Raw genomic sequence first — 18,144 nt, forward strand, 5'->3', positions numbered from 1 at the left:
TTATTTATTATGATCTTGTAGATATAAACCAGTACAACAGGATATCATGAGCTAATTTAAAAGGTTATAAATTCCAGGCAGAATAAAACTACGGATAGGTGAATAATGGCACACAACCACCATGAAGGACATTCCCATGTTCATAATGAGCACGCTTGTTGCCATAAGAAAGGTCATGCACACAAACCTCAAATTAGCATAGAGGGAGCAACCGTCTATACTTGCCCCATGCATCCCGAAGTTCGCCAGGCTATTCCGGGGATTTGTCCACTTTGTGGAATGGCGTTAGAACCAGAAGCAATTTCCATTGAAGAAGCAACAAATCCGGAATATCTCGATATGAAACACCGATTTTGGTTGGCGTTGATATTGACTTTACCTGTTGTAGTCTTGGAAATGACTGGACATGGATTCCAGCATTTTATTTCGACAGATATTTCAAATTGGATTCAGTTACTCTTCGCAACACCCGTAGTGCTATGGATCGGTTGGCCTTTTTTCCAACGTGGTTGGCTGTCGCTCAAAACACGCCAATTAAATATGTTTACTTTGATAGCGATGGGTATTGGTGTAGCGTGGATATATAGTCTGGTAGCGATCCTTTTTCCAGGATTATTCCCTGCCGCGTTTCGAAGTCAGGAAGGAGTGGTTGCTGTGTATTTTGAAGCAGCCGCTGTGATAACTACTCTTGTACTGCTAGGGCAAGTGCTTGAATTAAAGGCACGAGAGCAAACGGGTAGTGCCATTCGTGCTTTGCTGAAATTGGCACCAGAAAATGCGCATCGTATTAAGGAAGACGGTAGTGAGGAGGAAATATCACTCGATCAGGTAGTAGTTGGTGATTTGCTGCGTGTACGGCCAGGTGAAAAAATACCTGTGGATGGTGAAATACAAGAAGGGAATAGTTTTATAGATGAGTCTATGGTAACAGGTGAACCTATGCCGGTTGCTAAAGAAATTGGAGATAAGGTGATTGGTGCCACAATGAATCAAACAGGCAGCTTCATTATGAAAGCATTGCATGTTGGATCTGATACCATGCTGGCACGTATTGTTCAAATGGTGAGTGACGCCCAGCGAAGCAGAGCTCCTATTCAGCGACTTGCGGATACTGTCTCAGGATGGTTTGTGCCCGCAGTGATCTTAATTGCAGTATTATCTTTCATCGTATGGGCGCTATTTGGTCCACAGCCAGCTTTTGGATATGGATTAATTGCAGCTATATCAGTTCTCATTATTGCTTGCCCATGTGCACTGGGTTTGGCAACACCAATGTCTATCATGGTAGGTGTGGGAAAAGGTGCACAAAATGGAGTATTAATCAAAAATGCTGAAGCGCTTGAGCGCATGGAAAAGGTGAATACGCTTATTGTAGATAAAACGGGTACTCTTACGGAAGGACACCCGAAACTTACCCACATTGAAACCAGCGAAGATTTGGATGAGAGTCAAGCATTGCTATTGGCTGCCTCTCTGGAATATTACAGTGAACATCCTCTGGCTAATGCCATTGTCAAAGCCGCAAAAGAAAAGCAAATGTCTTTCAGTTCAGTTCATAACTTTGAAGCACCTACCGGGATGGGTGTAGTAGGTAAAGTAAATGGCCATCAGGTAGCCATCGGTAATGCAAAATTAATGCAAGAGTATGGAAGCGACAATGCATCTCTTTTTGAAAAAGCTGATAAGTTTCGTGCAAAAGGTTCGTCTGTGATGTTTATGGCAGTCGACGGTAAAACAGTAGCGCTTTTAGTGGTTGAAGATCCAATTAAATCAACTACCGCAGAAACCATTAATACACTTCAAAAAAAGGGTATTGAGATTTACATGCTGACTGGGGATAGCAAAAAAACCGCAGAAGCCGTGGCAGCTACTCTGGGTATAAAAAATGTCATAGCAGAAATAATGCCGGAAGATAAGGGTCGTATTGTCAGCGAATTAAAAGAAAATGGTTTAATTGTCGCCATGGCTGGTGATGGAGTAAATGATGCTCCTGCACTGGCAAAAGCAGATGTTGGTATTGCTATGGGTACAGGGACTGATGTTGCTATTGAGAGCGCTGGCGTTACCTTGCTACATGGAGATTTGCGTGGTATTGCCAAGGCCCGATATTTATCAGAAAACACAATGAATAACATACGTCAAAATCTTTTCTTCGCTTTTATTTATAATATGTTGGGTGTTCCGCTAGCAGCAGGTATTTTCTACCCACTAACAGGTCTGCTTTTAAATCCGGTCATTGCTGCGGCAGCTATGGCACTTTCTTCTGTGTCAGTCATCGTTAATGCCCTAAGACTGCGACGAATCACACTGTAAATCGGTAAGTATAACACTTTGGTAATGTGTTTTAAATTTTCTGTAATGACTTCTGGTTATGCTAGTCAGAAATAAATTGATAATAAACAGAAAGTTACACTGCGATATAGAATTCCATCAATCGACTCGATTTCACCTGGGTTTTTAATTACCCGAAATTTTTAAATTATCTTTTGAGTTCATATTTTCTTAAGTATTTATTGTTAAAATTGTTCAAATTTTGGTTATTAACAGAGAGGTTTGCATGCAAAATGAGAAAGAAGTAAAAGAACTCATTCAATCGGATAAGAAAAAAAGAGTCACATGGAATGATAATCAGACTAAAGGGCAGATTGACGAAAAATTTCTTAGAATTGGCACTGGTTCAACTCCGTATAAAAACAAATTGGATGAGGAGATTGCCCAGCTTATCAAAGAAGGTTATTCAGAAATCGAAGCTACATCAATTGTTGGCAAACCTCTAACTCCAAGTGGTACGCTTATGTTGAATAATCCAATTTTTTATAAATCAAAAGAAAGCATAGATACAGAAAAAGCGAATCGTTATAGCTTTTTCTCAATAAAAAATATTGGATTAGGTGTAGTGGCTTTAGCAGCTGCTGCTGCAACAGTAGGACTGGTTGTATCAAAAAACAGCTAAACGTATTGCATTCCTATTAATTTTTTAAGATAAATAATCTAACAAAAACTCAGGGATTCGCTGTTCAAGCCAATACACAGGTTGGCTTGAGCTTTTTCCTGTACCAGCAATAAAACCTACATGCCCACCATACTTACTTAATTCCAGAGTGGTTTGAGACGATAGTTCTTTCGATGTTGGGATGGCATCTGGTGTCATGAACGGATCATCTTGGGCATGAATAATCAAAGTTGGCGTGGTGATATTCTTAAGGTACTGTCTGGAGCTTGCTTTTTGATAGTATTCGTGGGCATTTTTAAATCCGTTGATCGGTGCTGTAATTCGCTCATCAAAATCCCAGAAGGTTTTTAAGGAAAGTAAGTCATTTTTTGAAAATGGCGAACTATTTAAGTGATTTAATTTTTTTAGAAAAATACGACGTAGTCGACTTAATAAGTAAGCTTGATAGAGGCGAGAAAAGCCCTGATTCATCTGGTCAGCCACTGAATTTAATTGAAATGGAACTGAAACAGCAACAGCTGCATCTATCCATAAAGATGGTGATGTTTCACCCAACCATTTCAGCAGAACATTGCCCCCCAACGATATGCCGACGACCGCTTTTTTTGTAGCAGGTTCTCTCTTTACCAAAATTTCAAGAAAATAAGCAAAATCCGCCGTATCACCGGAATGATAGGTACGCAAAATCCGATTGGGTTCTTCACTGGCTCCGCGAAAATGCATTAAAACGCAACGAAACCCCGCATTGGCAAATGCTTGCATCAATCCACTGACATAAATGGAGTTAATACCTCCACCCAAACCATGGAGTAATATGACCAAAGGTGTATTTTTATTTAAATCATTGATAGACCAGGCCAGATCAATAAAATCACCGTCAGGTAATTCCAGGCGCTCATGAAAATCAATTGGTGGTTTTAGCCGCTTTTTTACTAAAGTAGGATATAAAGTTTGTGCATGCCTGTTACTTAGCCACCACACGGGTCTAAATGAACTATTTACAATCATACTGATAGCCTGAAAATAAAAAATCGAATTCTAACCGGATAAAGTAGACCAAGATTAGAGCTAGCGAAAAAATACTTACTTAAATTATAGTCAACCAATCATTGTTGGTAATCTTGCATCATAATGTTTTATAGTCGCCATATCAAACGATGTTAAGATAAATTATGTATCAGCTAAACCAATAAGTTCTGTATCTCTTGATATCATAGTGAATTTGTAGATTTAGTTTAGAACCCTTTTTCTTGAAGGAGATCTTGATGTACTCTTTAAATTGGCCACGTGCCTACGGTATTCCAAATTCTACAGCTACTTTTAAGTTATGTCCGGAAGATTTTCAAGTGAATGAATTGTTTGAAGGACAGTTTAGCGGTGAAGGAGAACACATAGTTCTTAAAATTGAAAAAAAAGGACTAACCACTGAACAAGTTATCAAATCATTGGCTAGTCTAATTAACAAACCGATAAAACTTATAAGTTACGCGGGATTAAAAGACAAACAGGCATTAACAACGCAATGGCTCATTATTCATGCACCTGGAGAGGTAATTGAGGGTATAGAAACACTAGAAGCACCAGGATGGAAAATACTTGAATGCACGCGTCATAATAAAAAACTGAGGCCAGGTTTTTTATCAGGAAATCACTTCACAATCACGTTAAGAAATGTTTCTAATGAGACGGATTTAATACACCGTATTGAACAAATTAAATTAAAAGGTGTTCCAAATTATTTTGGTGAGCAGCGTTTTGGTCGAGATGGTGGAAATTTAATTAAAGCAGAGGAAATACTAGTACAGGGACGCAAAGTAAAGGATAGATTTTTAAAAGGAATGTATTTTTCCGCAGCCCGATCATGGCTATATAATTTGATCCTGTCTCGCCGTGTAAAGGAATCATCATGGAATTTGCCCTTATTGGGGGATGTCATACAGCTTGTTGGATCAAACAGTGTATTTGTTAATGATAAAAGCCTGGATGAGCAATTGTTGCAACGAATCGGTGAGAAAGATGTTTCTCCAGCAAGCCCTCTGCCTGGCAGGAGTAAGAATCTTGTAAAAGGGACAGCTTTGCAAATAATAAATGAGGTTTATGCGGAATGGTCTGCCTGGTTGGATGGATTGGAAAAAAATGGTTTGGAAGAAGCCTGGCGTGCAAATATCCTTTATGCAGAACAGATTGAATATAGGATAAACCAAGGTACAGTTGAGCTTTCGTTTGTCTTGCCGGCTGGTGCTTACGCGACAGTGGTATTACGTGAATTGGTTCAATATTAAGCTTTGTTTGCACTTGAATAGCACTTTAGTCAATGTGGAGTAATTATTTTTTAATTGAACTGATGAATTAATCACTATATTTGATGTTATGCCATAATAAAGAGAAATATTTATTTAATTGAAGGACACATTCATGAATCTGGTTCAAAGGATGAACCCTTTTTTTTGGCTATTGATCCTGGCTATTTATTCAACTCCATCCATGGCATTGAGTGTGGAGCTTATCGAAACCAGTCCTAAATCTCCTGTTACATTAAACCAGGATGAGGCTTTGTATGTGCTTATTCGATATAAGAGTGATCAACCTTTGCGATTCCAGGCTATTGGGGAAAATCTGCAGCAAAAAATAATGGATAGCGCTAGGTTTAACCCATCACAAGCGTACCCAGCCGGAGAAGGTGAGGCTATTGCCTGGGTAGCTTACGATAATACCACAGAAATTGATTCCATTACTGTCACAATCTATGATGCCAATTGGAGGGCTTTGCAAACCAAATCAATTCCTGTGTCTGCAGTCTGGCAAAATGAGAATAGCAGAAACAATCAAGCAGCAGCTCCCTGGGTTCAAAGACTGAATCAACAACAGCAATCCAGTGTGTTTACTCAGTCACAAACTCCTGTCTCCTCTGGTAATGCCCTGTTTGTTCAACTCCTTTTTTTACTAATTCTTTTGTATTGGTTTTTGCAAATTTTTATTCTTTTTAATTGGACGGGAGGATGGAAAAAATTGGCGTGTTTCCCTTTATTATTTAGCGTACCTTTGCTGTTGTATACGCTTTATGCGTTATATGCTGGTTCTAATTTATGGCCTTTGATGATGTTATTTGTGACACCATTTATCCTGGCACTTTTATTGATCATTATCGGGTATAAAAAAGTCTATTCCAGATGATAAGATGCATCCAATTTAATCTATTATTATATTTTATCTCTTAATATTTGCTTAATAATGATTCTTTATAATCAAAAATCAATGTAATTGTTTCAAATAACAAAGAGATAGACTAAATTATGCACACAAAAAAGGATAAAAAAGTAGTATCACTTCAAGAAAGAGTAGAAAATGCAGTGGATGTTTCGGGGGCTTTTGATAACTGCTTTTTCCATAATTTCGCACTTTACCTGTTAACGAATAATTTACCACTTCCTGATGATTTATTTCACTTCAAATCAATCATTAATAGAAATAGTAAGGCAGAACAATTATTTGAATTTTTTCATAACCCGGAATCATTGAATTTATTTTCTATATTAAATAAGGAAAATGATGTTTCTGAACCCTCTGATTATCTCTTTGAAAAGAGCTTGATTTTAGGATTTCTGCTTAGGGAATGGTTCCCAACTCAACTTGTTAATAATTCAGCAGTTAAAGCGGAAATGCTGGAAGGTGAGAAAGGGGTATTCAGTGCTTTTAAAAATTATAAAGAGTATCGCTCATTTATGTCGAAGGAAGAATTAAAATCAACGGAATTTGGTGCGTTATATGAAGCGAACGAGGCTTTTTTAGAGTATTTTTATAATCGCTCTGAAAGTACTTTAATAAATAAGGATTCACCTTTTGAAAAATATTTTGTTGGCTCGTCCTCAGATGAAGAGGCAATTAAAAATTATTGGGACGCAGAAGGGTATACATTATATTGTCAACATTTGGCGAAACCTCAGGTTAAATTATCTTATATTGAAATTATGACCATGATGAAGGTCATCAATCAGCCACTTACAATATATGATCGTTCTACTTCCTCAGTTGTAGCCGAGTATGTCAACCCAAAGGTCAATTTACCTGATTTTGAAGTAGCTATTGATGCTCTTCAAGGGCATTATTTTCTTTTAAAAACTGAGGATACGGAAAAAGAGTTAGAAGAATATGAAAGAAGTTATGCTCAATATAAAAGAGATAGAAGTGAAATCCTTGCACACTCCGATAAACCTGTTTCTTCCTTATTGGTTCGAGCTACTTGCCCCAAAGGTCATTTGGATGAAGATCCTTTTATTGCATTAATTGAAAGCCTTTCCGAAATAAACAGCCTTAGCCAAATTGATACTAATTTGAAAAACGAGAATACAGATATCTCCAATTGCAACTTCCTTTTAAAGGTAGGTGCTTCTGTAGTTGGTACCTCTTCTGCGCTAATAACTTTAATGGGAATAGCCATATTATCTGGCCAATATGATCCCGGAAATAGTCTGGCTGAAGAGGCATTAGCTACTACTGTTGTATCCAGTATTGTGGGTTTAGGTTATGGGCTTTATAGCTTCTTTAGTTCTAGCCCCAAGGTATCAGAGCGTGATTCTACCAATGGATTATCGCAAAAACTTAAAATGAACTAACCTCCTGAATTAGCAAATATTGTCTGTAAGCTGATCGTGTTGATATTAGATATCAACACGATTGCACCTTTGAGCAAACTGTTCTCACCTGTATAGAAGTATTTTTCCCATGACTATTCTAACTCTACTATTTTTATAGTAGAATCCTACTATAAAAATAGTAGTAGTGTATGTGGTTATTGGAGAGAAACATGTCGGCAAAAAAAAATTCGATAGCTCAAGCTCGACTTCTTACAGAAGTCGAGCTTGAATTAATGAATATTATCTGGAGCCTTGATAAGGTAACTATTAAGGAGGTTGTTTCACATCTGCCTAAGGAAAGGCCTTTGGCTTATACAACCGTGGCAACAGTGCTAAAAGTACTGGAACAAAAGGGATTTCTTGAGTGTCAAAAAAATTCCTATGCTCATGTTTTTACACCCAGAGTTACAAAGTCAGATTATGAAAGCACTTGTATTGATCATATGGTTGCCAATCTTTTTGATGGGGAGCCCCGAGCACTTGTCCAAAGACTTTTGTTAGCCAGAAAGTTACAGCATGATGACATTCAAGCCATTGAAGAAGCACTTAAACAATTAAACGCTGGTGAAAAACAGCCAGAGGTGATGTAATGTTATTAATAGAAATTATATTGACTATTCATTGCCTGCTTTTTCTCAGTTCACTATTTATAGGGCGTGCCTGGCTAGCAAATAAACCATCTTTTAAATTGAAGTTACTCCGTTTTTTATTGGCCAGTTGCATTATTTCACCAATAATAGTTCATTGTGTAGACTCTGATCAAAAGCCTGAACGAAAAAACTATGTATCATTTGATGCTTTGCAACAGTATGCAAAACAACCCATATTTAAGACAGAATCTTCAAAATTTAATCATGGATCGCCTTCTGCCTTTACATCAATGAATGTGAACTACTGTCAACTCTTAAGCATGATGTTTTTTTTAATCGTCTTGTTTCGTAGTTATCACTTGTTATCAGGTTTAGGTCGCTTGAAATTGATGTTGACTGAAGTAATCCCATATCGAACTTCCGGAAAATTAGTTATTAAGGTTTCTCACCACTGCCATGTTCCTTTCTCAATATTGCTATTTAATAAAGCCTACATCGTATTGCCAGTATCCATATTTTCTTCTTCCATGAATGTGAGGATTGCTATTGCTCATGAAGGGCAACACCATCGTAATGGAGATTGTTCATGGGCCTATTTTATCGAAATCATACGCATTATCTTCTTTGGAAACCCGGGTGTAACTCAATGGTTTCGTGTTTTAAGAGACTTACAAGAACTTTCATGTGATGAAGTATTGGTTGGCCACCACAAAATTTCGGCACATGACTATGGCCGCTGTCTGCTTAATGTTGTAAAGACAGTATCTCAATGTTCTCTGTCATCTAACCGAAAATTTGCATGCACGGTAGGTATGGCTTTGGGCAAACAAAACGAAGACTGTACTTTTATCATCAGGAGAATTTCAATGTTATCAACTTATCCACCCAACTCCCCTAAATCCTTGTTATTAAGGATAGCATTTACAGGGTTTTCTATTTTAATGCCAATATGTGTTGCCTATTCAGCAGCTGGAACCTTGAGCGGTACTAAGGCAAAGGTTGTCGATACTTCTCACTTGGATCCTGGAATGCAAAACATTGCCGAGAGAGAAATTGCAGCTGCGGTCAAGCGCTATCACGCAAAATCAGGGGTTATTGCGATAGCTAATCCTAATACTGGCAATATTATTGCATTTGCTGAATCAAGCCAGAATAAAGAACAAAACAGTTGGAAGTCACGTGTTTTTTCACCTGGGTCTACCATTAAACCTTTTATTGCAGCTGCCGCAATCGATTCAGGGAATAGCTATGAAACAAAGAGCTATGATTGTCACTCACCTTATTACATAGAAGACAAAACATTTACTAACTATAATTCCAATGTTGGATCGGCTTCTTTAGCAGAAGCTATCGCAAAATCTATCAATGTGTGCCTAATCAAGGTTTCTCAAGAGGCTGGAGCACCAGTAATCCGTAAAAAACTCTCTGAATTTGGTTTTGACATGAACAGTTGGTGGCAAGCGGATCAAAGTGACGATTTACAACTGGCAATGGCGTCACTTGGAGAGAATATTCCTGTCACAATCGAATCCTTAATAAGGTCTTATGCCATCCTTGCTAACAAAGGACATCCATTTGATAGAGGAAATAGAGCTATTATTTCAGAAACAAGCAGTAACTCAATAAATCATATGCTAGAGAATGCTGTTACAAATGGCACTGGAAAACTCGCAGTTATTCCTGGTGTCTCTGTAGCTGGCAAGACAGGAACTGTTATTGAAAATAATAATCAGTATCTTGCTTTGTTTGCCGGATATGTGCCAGCGGGTAATCCGCGTTATGTTGTATTAGTCGTGATTGAAGAAGGTTATTCAAGAAAAAATGGAGAGACATTAACTTCGGGAGGGGAATTGGCTGCTCCAGTATTCCGAAATGTCGCGATGGATGCTCTTGGTAGTACAAATCGATAAGTAGCTTATGGGTGTGGTATCTTTTTTCACACCCGGATATTCAAGAATGTTGGGGTTGTTATGAAGAAAATAATTATGTTTTTGTGTATGGGATTATTATTTTGTGTCTCTGCTTGGGCTCAACGTACCTGTTTTTTGGCAACGGAAAAACAAACTGTTTTAAAACGCGAAGGCAATGATTGTAATCAACGCTATTCGCCAGCATCAACTTTTAAAATTGCACTGAGCCTTATGGGTTTTGATTCTGGTATACTAAAGGATGAGCTTCATCCTGAATGGCCATACAAAAAGGAATACGAACTTTATTTGAATGTATGGAAATACCCTCATAACCCGCGCACCTGGATTAGAGACTCCTGTGTTTGGTATTCACAGGCATTAACTCGACAATTGGGTATGAAGCGATTTAAGGGTTATATTGATGCATTTCACTACGGTAATCAGGATGCTTCGGGAGATAAAGGTCAAAATAACGGCTTAACCCATGCCTGGCTTTCAAGTTCACTTGCTATCTCTCCAATAGAGCAAATTCAATTTCTACAAAAAATAATCCATAAAAAACTACCCGTGAGTCAAAAGGCTTATACCATGACTAAAAACATCATGTACATCCAGGAGTTGCCTGGCGGGTGGAAGCTTTATGGAAAAACGGGAACGGGTCGGCAGTTAACAAAAGATAAAAGCCAAAAATTGCCTTTGCAACATGGATGGTTCGTGGGTTGGATTGAAAAGGATGATCGTGTAATTACTTTTGCAAAGCATATTGCAGATAGTAAAGAGAATAATACTTTTGCCAGTTTTAGAGCGAAAAATGATGCTCTGATTCAATTGTTTAACCTCATTAATGAGTTGGAGAAATAATCTAAAAAATTATCGGATCAGGGCTCTTCTGATCCGTTTACCTAAATCTGCGAACTATATGTACGCACATTTCAGGAATTGTTGCTGCTTGTCAATGGTAGCTACAAAGTCCTGAACTATATCCTTAGTCATTAATTTCGCATTTTAGCTTGGATGATTGTCCGCTAACCCAGTTTAAAAATTCAATGAGATCATTAATTTCTTCCGGGGAAAGGTTTTTGCCTATCGGCGGCATGTATCCTCGCCCATCCTTTACAAGCTTACTGATATCAGAAGGTGTTAAGTAGCTCGTCACCATGCCTAAGTCCGGTGCGCGTCCTTGAGCACCCTTGTAAAATAGAGAGTGGCAAGTGGAGCATATATTATTAAAAATATGATGACCATTTTTTATAGACTCTGATTCATGCAAAGGATTTAAGAAACGAGAAAAAGCCAGGTCTTTTTTATTCACTATTTGCATCGAAATAACCTGATATGGCCAACTGGCAGGGTAGGTGCTTGTATTATCCCATACAATATAGAAAGGGCCGGGATTATCTTTTTTACCGTGTTGATTAATATAACTCCAACGACCATCTTTGGTGATGTCCTTGTCAGAAATTGTTTCGGGCGCTTCTTGATAAGCAAGATAGGCTTGACCTTTTGTCGTAAAATACAACAAGGGGGTTTGAGACATATAGTTATCAGCTGTTTGAGCTAATAATACCTGGTCTACATTGTTCTTTTGTAAATCTACTGCCAACAATTTTGTTAAAATCTGATTCATATCAAAAGCATAATATACTTTTTTCACATTATTATAAGCAGGATTAAAGGGGATGCTAACACGTATGGTTTTAAACTGTTTTTTAAGATCTGACAGCGTATATGCCTTATCGGCAATAATTATTTTAAGTTGTTTTTCTATTGAATTGGGTTCCCCAAAACAACATGCTGAAAGTAATACAAGGTTAATTGCATAAACCAGTAGAAACATTAATTTTAGGTTTTTATCCATAAGCCCTTCTTGTTTTTTTTGAAAACAATTCAGATTTTTTCTATCCTGTCACTAGTTATTATGGTTTATAATAGAAGCACTTCCAAGTGATGTTTCCCGGTAGGTAAAGTCATTTATATATAGAGTATAAAAGGAAAAGATAATCCAGGAAAAAATAATTTTGAATATAATATTGACATCTTCAACTATTTTAATTTAAAGTTGAAAGAGTTTTTATTTTATCACATAAAAGGTAGGTTTAAAGAGTCATGAAAATTACATCTTAAGTACGCCCAACTATAGGGCAAAGTGAACAAAGTCATTTGTGACTTTTTGTTTTTTACTGTCCTGGCAGACATGCTTAAGAGTAAATCATGAACCATAAACCGATTCAATTTAAAGACATCAGTCTTAACTTTTCGCATAAATCCTGTTTTCAAAACTTTAGTGGTGAAATCCATTTTGGCGATCGCATTGCACTAATTGGTCGCAATGGATCAGGAAAATCGATGCTACTCAAAATGCTTTGTGGGCTTTCTTTGGCTCCTGCAGGCGAAATTAAAGTACCCCGTGATGTTCGTTTTGGTCATTTACCTCAAGTGATTGAGGATTATCCTGATTTAAGTGGGGGTCAACGATTAAACCAGGTATTGAGCAAGATACTGTCCGATAAGCCTAATGTTTTATTGTTAGATGAACCTACGAATCATCTGGACAGCCGTAATCGTCGTTCTTTAATGCGCATGCTTAAGTATTATCCTGGGACATTGATCATCGCCTCTCATGATACAGAATTTATCAATACAGTCACAGATATTCTATGGCATATTGATTTAGGTCAAGTGACTGTATTTAGAGGAGCTTATTTTGATTATCAACAAATGCTTGAGGACAAAAAAGCATCGATTAAGCAGGGGTTATCAAGGATTGCACAACAGAAAAAAGAATCACATCTTGCTTTGATGAAAGAGCAGGAGCGTAATAAACGTGCGCGTGTTCAAGGTGAAAAGAAGATAGCTCAACGCAAATGGCCAACGATTCGATCTCATACAAAGCTCGGTTCAGCAATTACAACAGGCAATAAACGATTAAGTCACATTAACTATAAAAAACAACAATTGATCGAGGAGCTTTCCTCTCTAAATCTTACGGAGGTGATTCAGCCCAAATTTAAATTAAAGGGACTTGAGCATCATAAACTCTTAATCAGAATTCAAGACGCTTCTATTGCCTACGAGTCTGGCGTGATTCTTAAAGATATTTATTTTCACTTGAGTGGTTGCGAACGAGTGGCATTACACGGAAACAATGCTTCAGGTAAGTCGACCTTTGTCAAAGCGATCTTGGGGGATAGTCAAATTAAGCGGACGGGAGAGTGGGCTGTGCCTAATTGCAATACAATAGGCTATCTTGATCAGCATTATCAACATTTGAACCTTAATGAAACAGTCCTGGATTTAATGAGTTCTAAGATGCCTCATGCAACTTATGCAGAAATTCGTGCTCATTTAAATGATTTTTTATTTCGCAAAAACGAAGAAGTAGAAATTAAGGTCAAAAGTCTTTCTGGTGGTGAAAAGGCAAGGCTTTCTTTAGCATTGATTGCGGCTCAACCACCTAAACTACTTATTTTAGATGAGATCACTAACAATGTAGATTTGGAAACACGCACTCATATCATTGAGGTACTAAGTGAATTTCCAGGCGCAATGCTGGTTATTTCTCACGACCATGACTTTTTAGAATCCATTCACATTGAAACCAAGTATCAGATTCATCAAGGAAAATTATATGGTTTCAATGATGCCTATTTAGAGGTAATCCATCATGACTAATCGTTTGCCCAATCACTTGGGTTCTTTTGTGTGGCATTTTTTAAAACCATATCGAAACATAGTGATGTTATTTATCCTGTTTGCTCTATTGGCTGGGTTTTGGGGACCGTTTAATAGTTTATTGGTTAAATCTTTCATTAATACTTTAGCTGCAAAGGCAAGTAAGGATCTGTCTTCTTTGTATTGGATTGCTGGATTATTGGTATTGAACTTTATTGTTTTTGACAATATTACCTGGCGCACCCTTGGGTACTTGAACTATAAATATGAAGCTGTGATTAAAAACCAGATTATTAGCCAAACGTTTGAGTATGTATTAGGGGGTAGCACGCAATTTTTTCAGGATAATCTCTCCGGACGGATTGCCGATCAAATTACGACACTTGCAGATAATCTTGAGATTATTTTACATCGCGTGTCTGTAGATTTTCTTCGTGGTGCTTCATTATTGGTGGTTTCATTTATTACAGCCTATTTTGTTAATGTTTTGTTTTTCTATATTTTATTTCTCTGGTTCATTGCCTTTGCCTCATTTAGTATTTGGATGTCAGCACGATTAGTCCAATTGTCTGATAATCATGCAAGCTCTGAATCACAGCTTTCCGGGCAATTGGTAGATAGTCTGGCGAATCAATCCAACATTCGTATCTTTTCACGAAAAATCTACGAAGTGGAACGTATGAACGCTTTCTTTCGTATGGTACAACGGGCTTTTCAAAGAAAAGAGCTGTTTATTGTTTTGTTATGTTGCGCACAAGGTGGAATGATTGCAGTGATGATGGGTTTTGCATCGATTACTTTAATCCATTTATATGGCAAGGGTCTTGTAAGCATAGGTGATTTTGCCTTAATTCTTGGACTTTCCATGGAGTTGGGCCATATGATGTGGTACACCATGTACCAAGTGGATCAATTTAACCAAGCCTTAGGCAAAGCAAAACAAAGTTTAAATGCATTGGTGATACCCCACGAGATTAAGGATAAAGGCAATGCATCTCAATTAGTCGTTACTCAAGGACAAATTGAATTTTCCAGGGTGAAATTTCATTACCAAGGCGGTTATTCTCTGTTCCAGAATAAATCTGTAACAATTAAAGCAGGTCAAAAAGTGGGTTTAGTAGGTTATTCAGGCAGTGGTAAATCGACTTTTGTGAATCTGATTTTACGACTTTATGAGGTTGTGGAGGGGCAGATTCTTATTGATGGTCAAAACCTATCTGAAGTCACTCAAGAGAGTTTAAGGCAAGCCATTGCCATGATTCCTCAAGATCCAACACTTTTTCATCGAAGCTTAATGGACAATATACGCTATGGCAGGACGGATGCAACGGATGAAGAAGTTATATTAGCCTCCAGGAAAGCACATGCTCATGAATTCATAAGTCTTTTGCCAGAAGGCTATAAAACCCTGGTAGGAGAACGTGGGGTTAAACTTTCAGGTGGTCAGCGTCAGCGTATTGCGATTGCACGGGCTATCTTGAAAAATGCCCCGATTTTAATGCTGGATGAAGCCACGTCCCAGCTTGACTCCATTACAGAATCCAATATTCAAGAGAGTCTCTGGGAGTTAATGCAAGGAAAGACAACCCTGGTTATTGCGCATCGCTTGTCTACTCTTCTGCATATGGACAGAATTTTAGTCTTTGATAAAGGCCATATTGTTGAAGATGGGAATCATGACGAACTATTGAAGCGTGGTGGTTTGTACAAAACCTTGTGGAATGCGCAGGTTGGTGGCTTTTTGCCAGATCAACAGAATGAGAAAGGAGAGTAAGTTATGTCAGTCAAGCAAGAGCAGCATCTCATCAAAGTAGTACCTTATGATTCGAGTTGGTCTATGCAATTTGAACAGGAAGCAGAACAGATAAAAAAAGCGTTAGGTAATAATTGCATTGATATTCATCATATCGGTTCCACCTCAGTACCTGGTTTGGCTGCAAAACCAGTCATCGATATGATTCCAGTTATTTTAGACCTAAGCAAAGTAGATAGTGCCAATACTGCCATGCGAACACTTGGTTATGAAGCAAAAGGAGAATACGGTATTCCCTTTCGCCGCTATTTCCAAAAGGGAGATAATCAACGAACACATCATGCTCATGTTTTTGAGCTTGGAAACTCCGAAATTGAGCGCCACTTAAAGTTTAGGGATTGGATGAGATCTCATCCGGAAGATAGAGAAGCTTATGCGCGTTTAAAACAAGAGTTGGCACGCCAATATTCTGATGACATTACCGCCTATTGCTTGGGTAAAGAAGATTTTATTGCAATCATTGATAAAAAAGCAGGGTTTAATGGATTAAGAATGGTTAAGGCATTAACACCTCGTGAATGGGATAAAGTACGCCATTTCAGACAATTTTATTTTTTTGACAAGGCCGGTCTTTCTGATCCTTATACCTGGACTTTTGAGCATGATGCGCATGTTCATTTTGTTTTATTTCAAGGAAGCGAAATCATTGGCTATACTCATTTGCAATTATGGCCTCATAACAGAGCAGCACTACGTATTATCGTTATCGATGAGCTTAAAAGAAACCATCAATACGGTAACCGTTTTTTGACATTATGTGAAAAATGGCTCAAAAGTCAGGGCTATCAAAGTTTGCATGTTGAGTCGTCACCAGATGCTCTAAGATTTTATCGAAATAATGGTTATATCGATATGTCTTTTGATGATCCCGATGGCTATGAAGGTGATCCACGGGATACTGCAGTAGGAAAAATATTATGACTCAAATAGAAATTGTCATTAAAACACAGGAGTTATCCGACATCCCTGTTCTGGTTGATGCATTTCAGAAAGCAAATTGGCAAAAACCCGCTTCATTGTTTGAAGCCTATTACCAGGAACAGCGAAAGTCTCTTCGGATAGTATGGTTGGCTTATTCTCGAGACCAAATTGCTGGTTACGCTACTCTAAAATGGATATCGCAATATCAGCCGTTCGCTCATCAACAAATTCCGGAAATTATGGATTTAAATGTATTGCCCTCTTTTCGTAAACAGGGAGTGGGGACTGCTTTAATGCAAGCCGCTGAAGAAAAAGCAGCAGGCGAAAGTGATGTTGTGGGGATTGGCGTTGGTTTATATGGCGGCCATGATGGAGGATATGGGCAAGCTCAACGGCTTTATGTCAATCGGGGTTATATCCCTGATGGTTTAGGTGTAACTTATGGTTATAAGCCAACTGTCCCAGGGCAGACCTATCCTTTAGATGATGATCTCATTTTATGGTTTACAAAAAAATTAAGATGAAATGCTTGACCCTTACGTTACGTGAGTACTTATCTTTAAATGGAATCATTTGAGAGGACAGTTTAATGGCTTATACGGTAAAACAATTAGCAAAAATATCGAATGTAAGTGTGCGCACTTTACATTGGTATGATGAAATAGGCTTATTAAAACCAGCCTATCAAGGTGCTAATGGCTATCGTTATTATGAAGAAAAGCAGTGCTTAAAATTACAGCAAATTTTATTCTTCAGAGAGCTGGGATTCCCCTTGAATGATATTCAAAAGCTGCTTATGCAAAATGATTTTGACCACATCAAAGCATTGAGAGCGCATAAACAGATTTTGGAAAGAGATATCAATCGAAAAAATCAACTGATTGCAACGATTGATAAAACCATTCAACATTTAAGAGGTAAGCATAAGATGTCTAACGAAGAATTATATTATGGCTTTGATTCACAACGACAGAAACAATACGAAAGGGAACTAGTGAAAGAAGGGGTGGTCAGCCAGGATTGGATGGATAAGTACAAGAAAAAAATAAATCAATGGGCTCAGGCTGACAAAGACCGATTTATTCAGGAAGGCAAAGAGATTAATCAATTGCTGATTTCGGCTATTAATAATCAACTGAAGCCCTCTTCTCCAGAGGTGCAAGCCATTATCCACAGGCACCATGCCTGGGTAGGGTGGAATCCAACCAAGGAAGGATATATTGGGCTAAGTCAAAGATATTTGACTCCAGAGTTTAGGAAATTTTATGAGCAGCAGCATCCTGCTCTACTCGAGTTTATTATTGAAGGAATGCTATTTTATGCAAATAAAAACCTTTGATTGAGATGATAGAAGGGCTGGCCTTATCAGCTCTAAATGACATTGGATTGTTCTTATCTCATATCAAGGCAAGCGATTTACATATCTTGATCCATGGTATGTAAGAGAAGATGATTATTTGAAATCCATTTCACTTGTACAATTTAAAAAGCATTATACCGGCATTGCTTGTCAAATTTTAAAGAAGGAGCTTTTTTGAAGTTTTCTTGCTTAATAATTCATCTCTTAGTAAGTTGGGAAAATAATTACTCAAGAAATTTTGAAAAACTGCTTGACCCTATTGTTGCTATATACCTTACCTTTGTATTGAAG

General features: G+C 37.8%; 15 protein-coding genes. 13 read left to right on the forward strand and 2 right to left on the reverse strand.

Going from position 1 to position 18,144, the window contains the following annotated elements; all coding sequences use genetic code 11:
* The first annotated feature begins 105 nt into the window (after nucleotides 1-105).
* Both CC34_RS0100465 and CC34_RS0100470 read left to right on the forward strand, forming a co-directional pair.
* On the forward strand, nucleotides 106-2,313 hold the full coding sequence (locus tag CC34_RS0100465; RefSeq protein WP_027227121.1) for a copper-transporting P-type ATPase: 2,208 nt from the start codon (nucleotides 106-108) through the stop codon (nucleotides 2,311-2,313).
* A gap of 244 nt (nucleotides 2,314-2,557) precedes the next feature.
* On the forward strand, nucleotides 2,558-2,953 hold the full coding sequence (locus tag CC34_RS0100470) for a hypothetical protein (protein ID WP_027227120.1): 396 nt from the start codon (nucleotides 2,558-2,560) through the stop codon (nucleotides 2,951-2,953).
* 24 nt (nucleotides 2,954-2,977) lie between these two features.
* Here CC34_RS0100470 and CC34_RS0100475 read toward each other — a convergent pair whose 3' ends face one another.
* On the reverse strand, nucleotides 2,978-3,961 hold the full coding sequence (locus tag CC34_RS0100475) for a hydrolase (RefSeq protein WP_027227119.1): 984 nt from the start codon (nucleotides 3,959-3,961) through the stop codon (nucleotides 2,978-2,980).
* A gap of 257 nt (nucleotides 3,962-4,218) precedes the next feature.
* Here CC34_RS0100475 and truD point away from each other — a divergent pair, with 257 nt between their 5' ends.
* The 6 genes from truD (at nucleotide 4,219) to blaOXA (ending at nucleotide 10,948) form a co-directional block, all read left to right on the forward strand.
* Nucleotides 4,219-5,235: a tRNA pseudouridine(13) synthase TruD gene (gene truD, locus CC34_RS0100480; RefSeq protein ID WP_028379054.1), complete on the forward strand. Its 1,017-nt coding sequence runs from the start codon at nucleotides 4,219-4,221 to the stop codon at nucleotides 5,233-5,235.
* 133 nt (nucleotides 5,236-5,368) lie between these two features.
* Nucleotides 5,369-6,127, forward strand: a complete 759-nt coding sequence (locus CC34_RS0100485) for a hypothetical protein (RefSeq protein ID WP_027227117.1) — start codon at nucleotides 5,369-5,371, stop codon at nucleotides 6,125-6,127.
* Between the two features lie 119 nt (nucleotides 6,128-6,246).
* Complete coding sequence (gene ceg23 / locus CC34_RS0100490) at nucleotides 6,247-7,566, forward strand: Dot/Icm T4SS effector Ceg23 (RefSeq protein ID WP_028378127.1); 1,320 nt, start codon at nucleotides 6,247-6,249, stop codon at nucleotides 7,564-7,566.
* Between the two features lie 191 nt (nucleotides 7,567-7,757).
* Nucleotides 7,758-8,177 (forward strand): BlaI/MecI/CopY family transcriptional regulator, encoded by a 420-nt coding sequence (locus CC34_RS0100495; protein ID WP_027227115.1) that lies wholly within the window; start codon nucleotides 7,758-7,760, stop codon nucleotides 8,175-8,177.
* Nucleotides 8,177-10,087: a M56 family metallopeptidase gene (locus CC34_RS0100500; RefSeq protein WP_027227114.1), complete on the forward strand. Its 1,911-nt coding sequence runs from the start codon at nucleotides 8,177-8,179 to the stop codon at nucleotides 10,085-10,087. Before CC34_RS0100495 ends, CC34_RS0100500 begins: the two co-directional genes overlap by 1 nt.
* Nucleotides 10,088-10,147: 60 nt before the next feature.
* Complete coding sequence (blaOXA, locus tag CC34_RS0100505; protein WP_027227113.1) at nucleotides 10,148-10,948, forward strand: class D beta-lactamase; 801 nt, start codon at nucleotides 10,148-10,150, stop codon at nucleotides 10,946-10,948.
* Between the two features lie 124 nt (nucleotides 10,949-11,072).
* Here blaOXA and CC34_RS0100510 read toward each other — a convergent pair whose 3' ends face one another.
* Nucleotides 11,073-11,945, reverse strand: coding sequence for a c-type cytochrome (locus CC34_RS0100510; RefSeq protein ID WP_027227112.1), 873 nt, complete (start codon nucleotides 11,943-11,945; stop codon nucleotides 11,073-11,075).
* Nucleotides 11,946-12,298: 353 nt separating this feature from the next.
* Between CC34_RS0100510 and CC34_RS0100515 the strand changes: the two genes are divergently transcribed.
* The 5 genes from CC34_RS0100515 (at nucleotide 12,299) to CC34_RS0100535 (ending at nucleotide 17,832) form a co-directional block, all read left to right on the forward strand.
* Complete coding sequence (locus tag CC34_RS0100515) at nucleotides 12,299-13,759, forward strand: ATP-binding cassette domain-containing protein (RefSeq protein WP_027227111.1); 1,461 nt, start codon at nucleotides 12,299-12,301, stop codon at nucleotides 13,757-13,759.
* Entirely contained in the window at nucleotides 13,752-15,533 is a 1,782-nt protein-coding gene (locus CC34_RS0100520; RefSeq protein ID WP_027227110.1) for an ABC transporter ATP-binding protein, read from the forward strand. The genes CC34_RS0100515 and CC34_RS0100520 overlap by 8 nt, the downstream gene beginning before the upstream one ends.
* A gap of 3 nt (nucleotides 15,534-15,536) precedes the next feature.
* On the forward strand, nucleotides 15,537-16,493 hold the full coding sequence (locus CC34_RS0100525; RefSeq protein ID WP_027227109.1) for a GNAT family N-acetyltransferase: 957 nt from the start codon (nucleotides 15,537-15,539) through the stop codon (nucleotides 16,491-16,493).
* Nucleotides 16,490-17,017, forward strand: coding sequence for a GNAT family N-acetyltransferase (locus CC34_RS0100530; protein ID WP_027227108.1), 528 nt, complete (start codon nucleotides 16,490-16,492; stop codon nucleotides 17,015-17,017). The genes CC34_RS0100525 and CC34_RS0100530 overlap by 4 nt, the downstream gene beginning before the upstream one ends.
* A 65-nt stretch (nucleotides 17,018-17,082) precedes the next feature.
* Nucleotides 17,083-17,832 (forward strand): MerR family transcriptional regulator, encoded by a 750-nt coding sequence (locus tag CC34_RS0100535; RefSeq protein ID WP_027227107.1) that lies wholly within the window; start codon nucleotides 17,083-17,085, stop codon nucleotides 17,830-17,832.
* Nucleotides 17,833-18,144 lie beyond the last annotated feature (312 nt).

It is taken from the genome of Legionella pneumophila subsp. fraseri (genome assembly GCF_000586315.1).
Classification (GTDB): Bacteria; Pseudomonadota; Gammaproteobacteria; order Legionellales; family Legionellaceae; genus Legionella; species Legionella pneumophila_B.

Coding starts and splice junctions, on each gene's coding strand:
- CC34_RS0100495 (WP_027227115.1), top strand. CDS start 7,758: ATGTCGGCAAAAAAAAATTCGATAGCTCAAGCTCGACTTCTTACAGAA.
- truD (WP_028379054.1), top strand. CDS start 4,219: ATGTACTCTTTAAATTGGCCACGTGCCTACGGTATTCCAAATTCTACA.
- CC34_RS0100510 (WP_027227112.1), bottom strand. CDS start 11,945: ATGGATAAAAACCTAAAATTAATGTTTCTACTGGTTTATGCAATTAAC.
- CC34_RS0100465 (WP_027227121.1), top strand. CDS start 106: ATGGCACACAACCACCATGAAGGACATTCCCATGTTCATAATGAGCAC.
- CC34_RS0100525 (WP_027227109.1), top strand. CDS start 15,537: ATGTCAGTCAAGCAAGAGCAGCATCTCATCAAAGTAGTACCTTATGAT.
- CC34_RS0100535 (WP_027227107.1), top strand. CDS start 17,083: ATGGCTTATACGGTAAAACAATTAGCAAAAATATCGAATGTAAGTGTG.
- blaOXA (WP_027227113.1), top strand. CDS start 10,148: ATGAAGAAAATAATTATGTTTTTGTGTATGGGATTATTATTTTGTGTC.
- CC34_RS0100520 (WP_027227110.1), top strand. CDS start 13,752: ATGACTAATCGTTTGCCCAATCACTTGGGTTCTTTTGTGTGGCATTTT.
- CC34_RS0100515 (WP_027227111.1), top strand. CDS start 12,299: ATGAACCATAAACCGATTCAATTTAAAGACATCAGTCTTAACTTTTCG.
- CC34_RS0100470 (WP_027227120.1), top strand. CDS start 2,558: ATGCAAAATGAGAAAGAAGTAAAAGAACTCATTCAATCGGATAAGAAA.
- CC34_RS0100500 (WP_027227114.1), top strand. CDS start 8,177: ATGTTATTAATAGAAATTATATTGACTATTCATTGCCTGCTTTTTCTC.
- CC34_RS0100530 (WP_027227108.1), top strand. CDS start 16,490: ATGACTCAAATAGAAATTGTCATTAAAACACAGGAGTTATCCGACATC.
- CC34_RS0100475 (WP_027227119.1), bottom strand. CDS start 3,961: ATGATTGTAAATAGTTCATTTAGACCCGTGTGGTGGCTAAGTAACAGG.
- CC34_RS0100485 (WP_027227117.1), top strand. CDS start 5,369: ATGAATCTGGTTCAAAGGATGAACCCTTTTTTTTGGCTATTGATCCTG.
- ceg23 (WP_028378127.1), top strand. CDS start 6,247: ATGCACACAAAAAAGGATAAAAAAGTAGTATCACTTCAAGAAAGAGTA.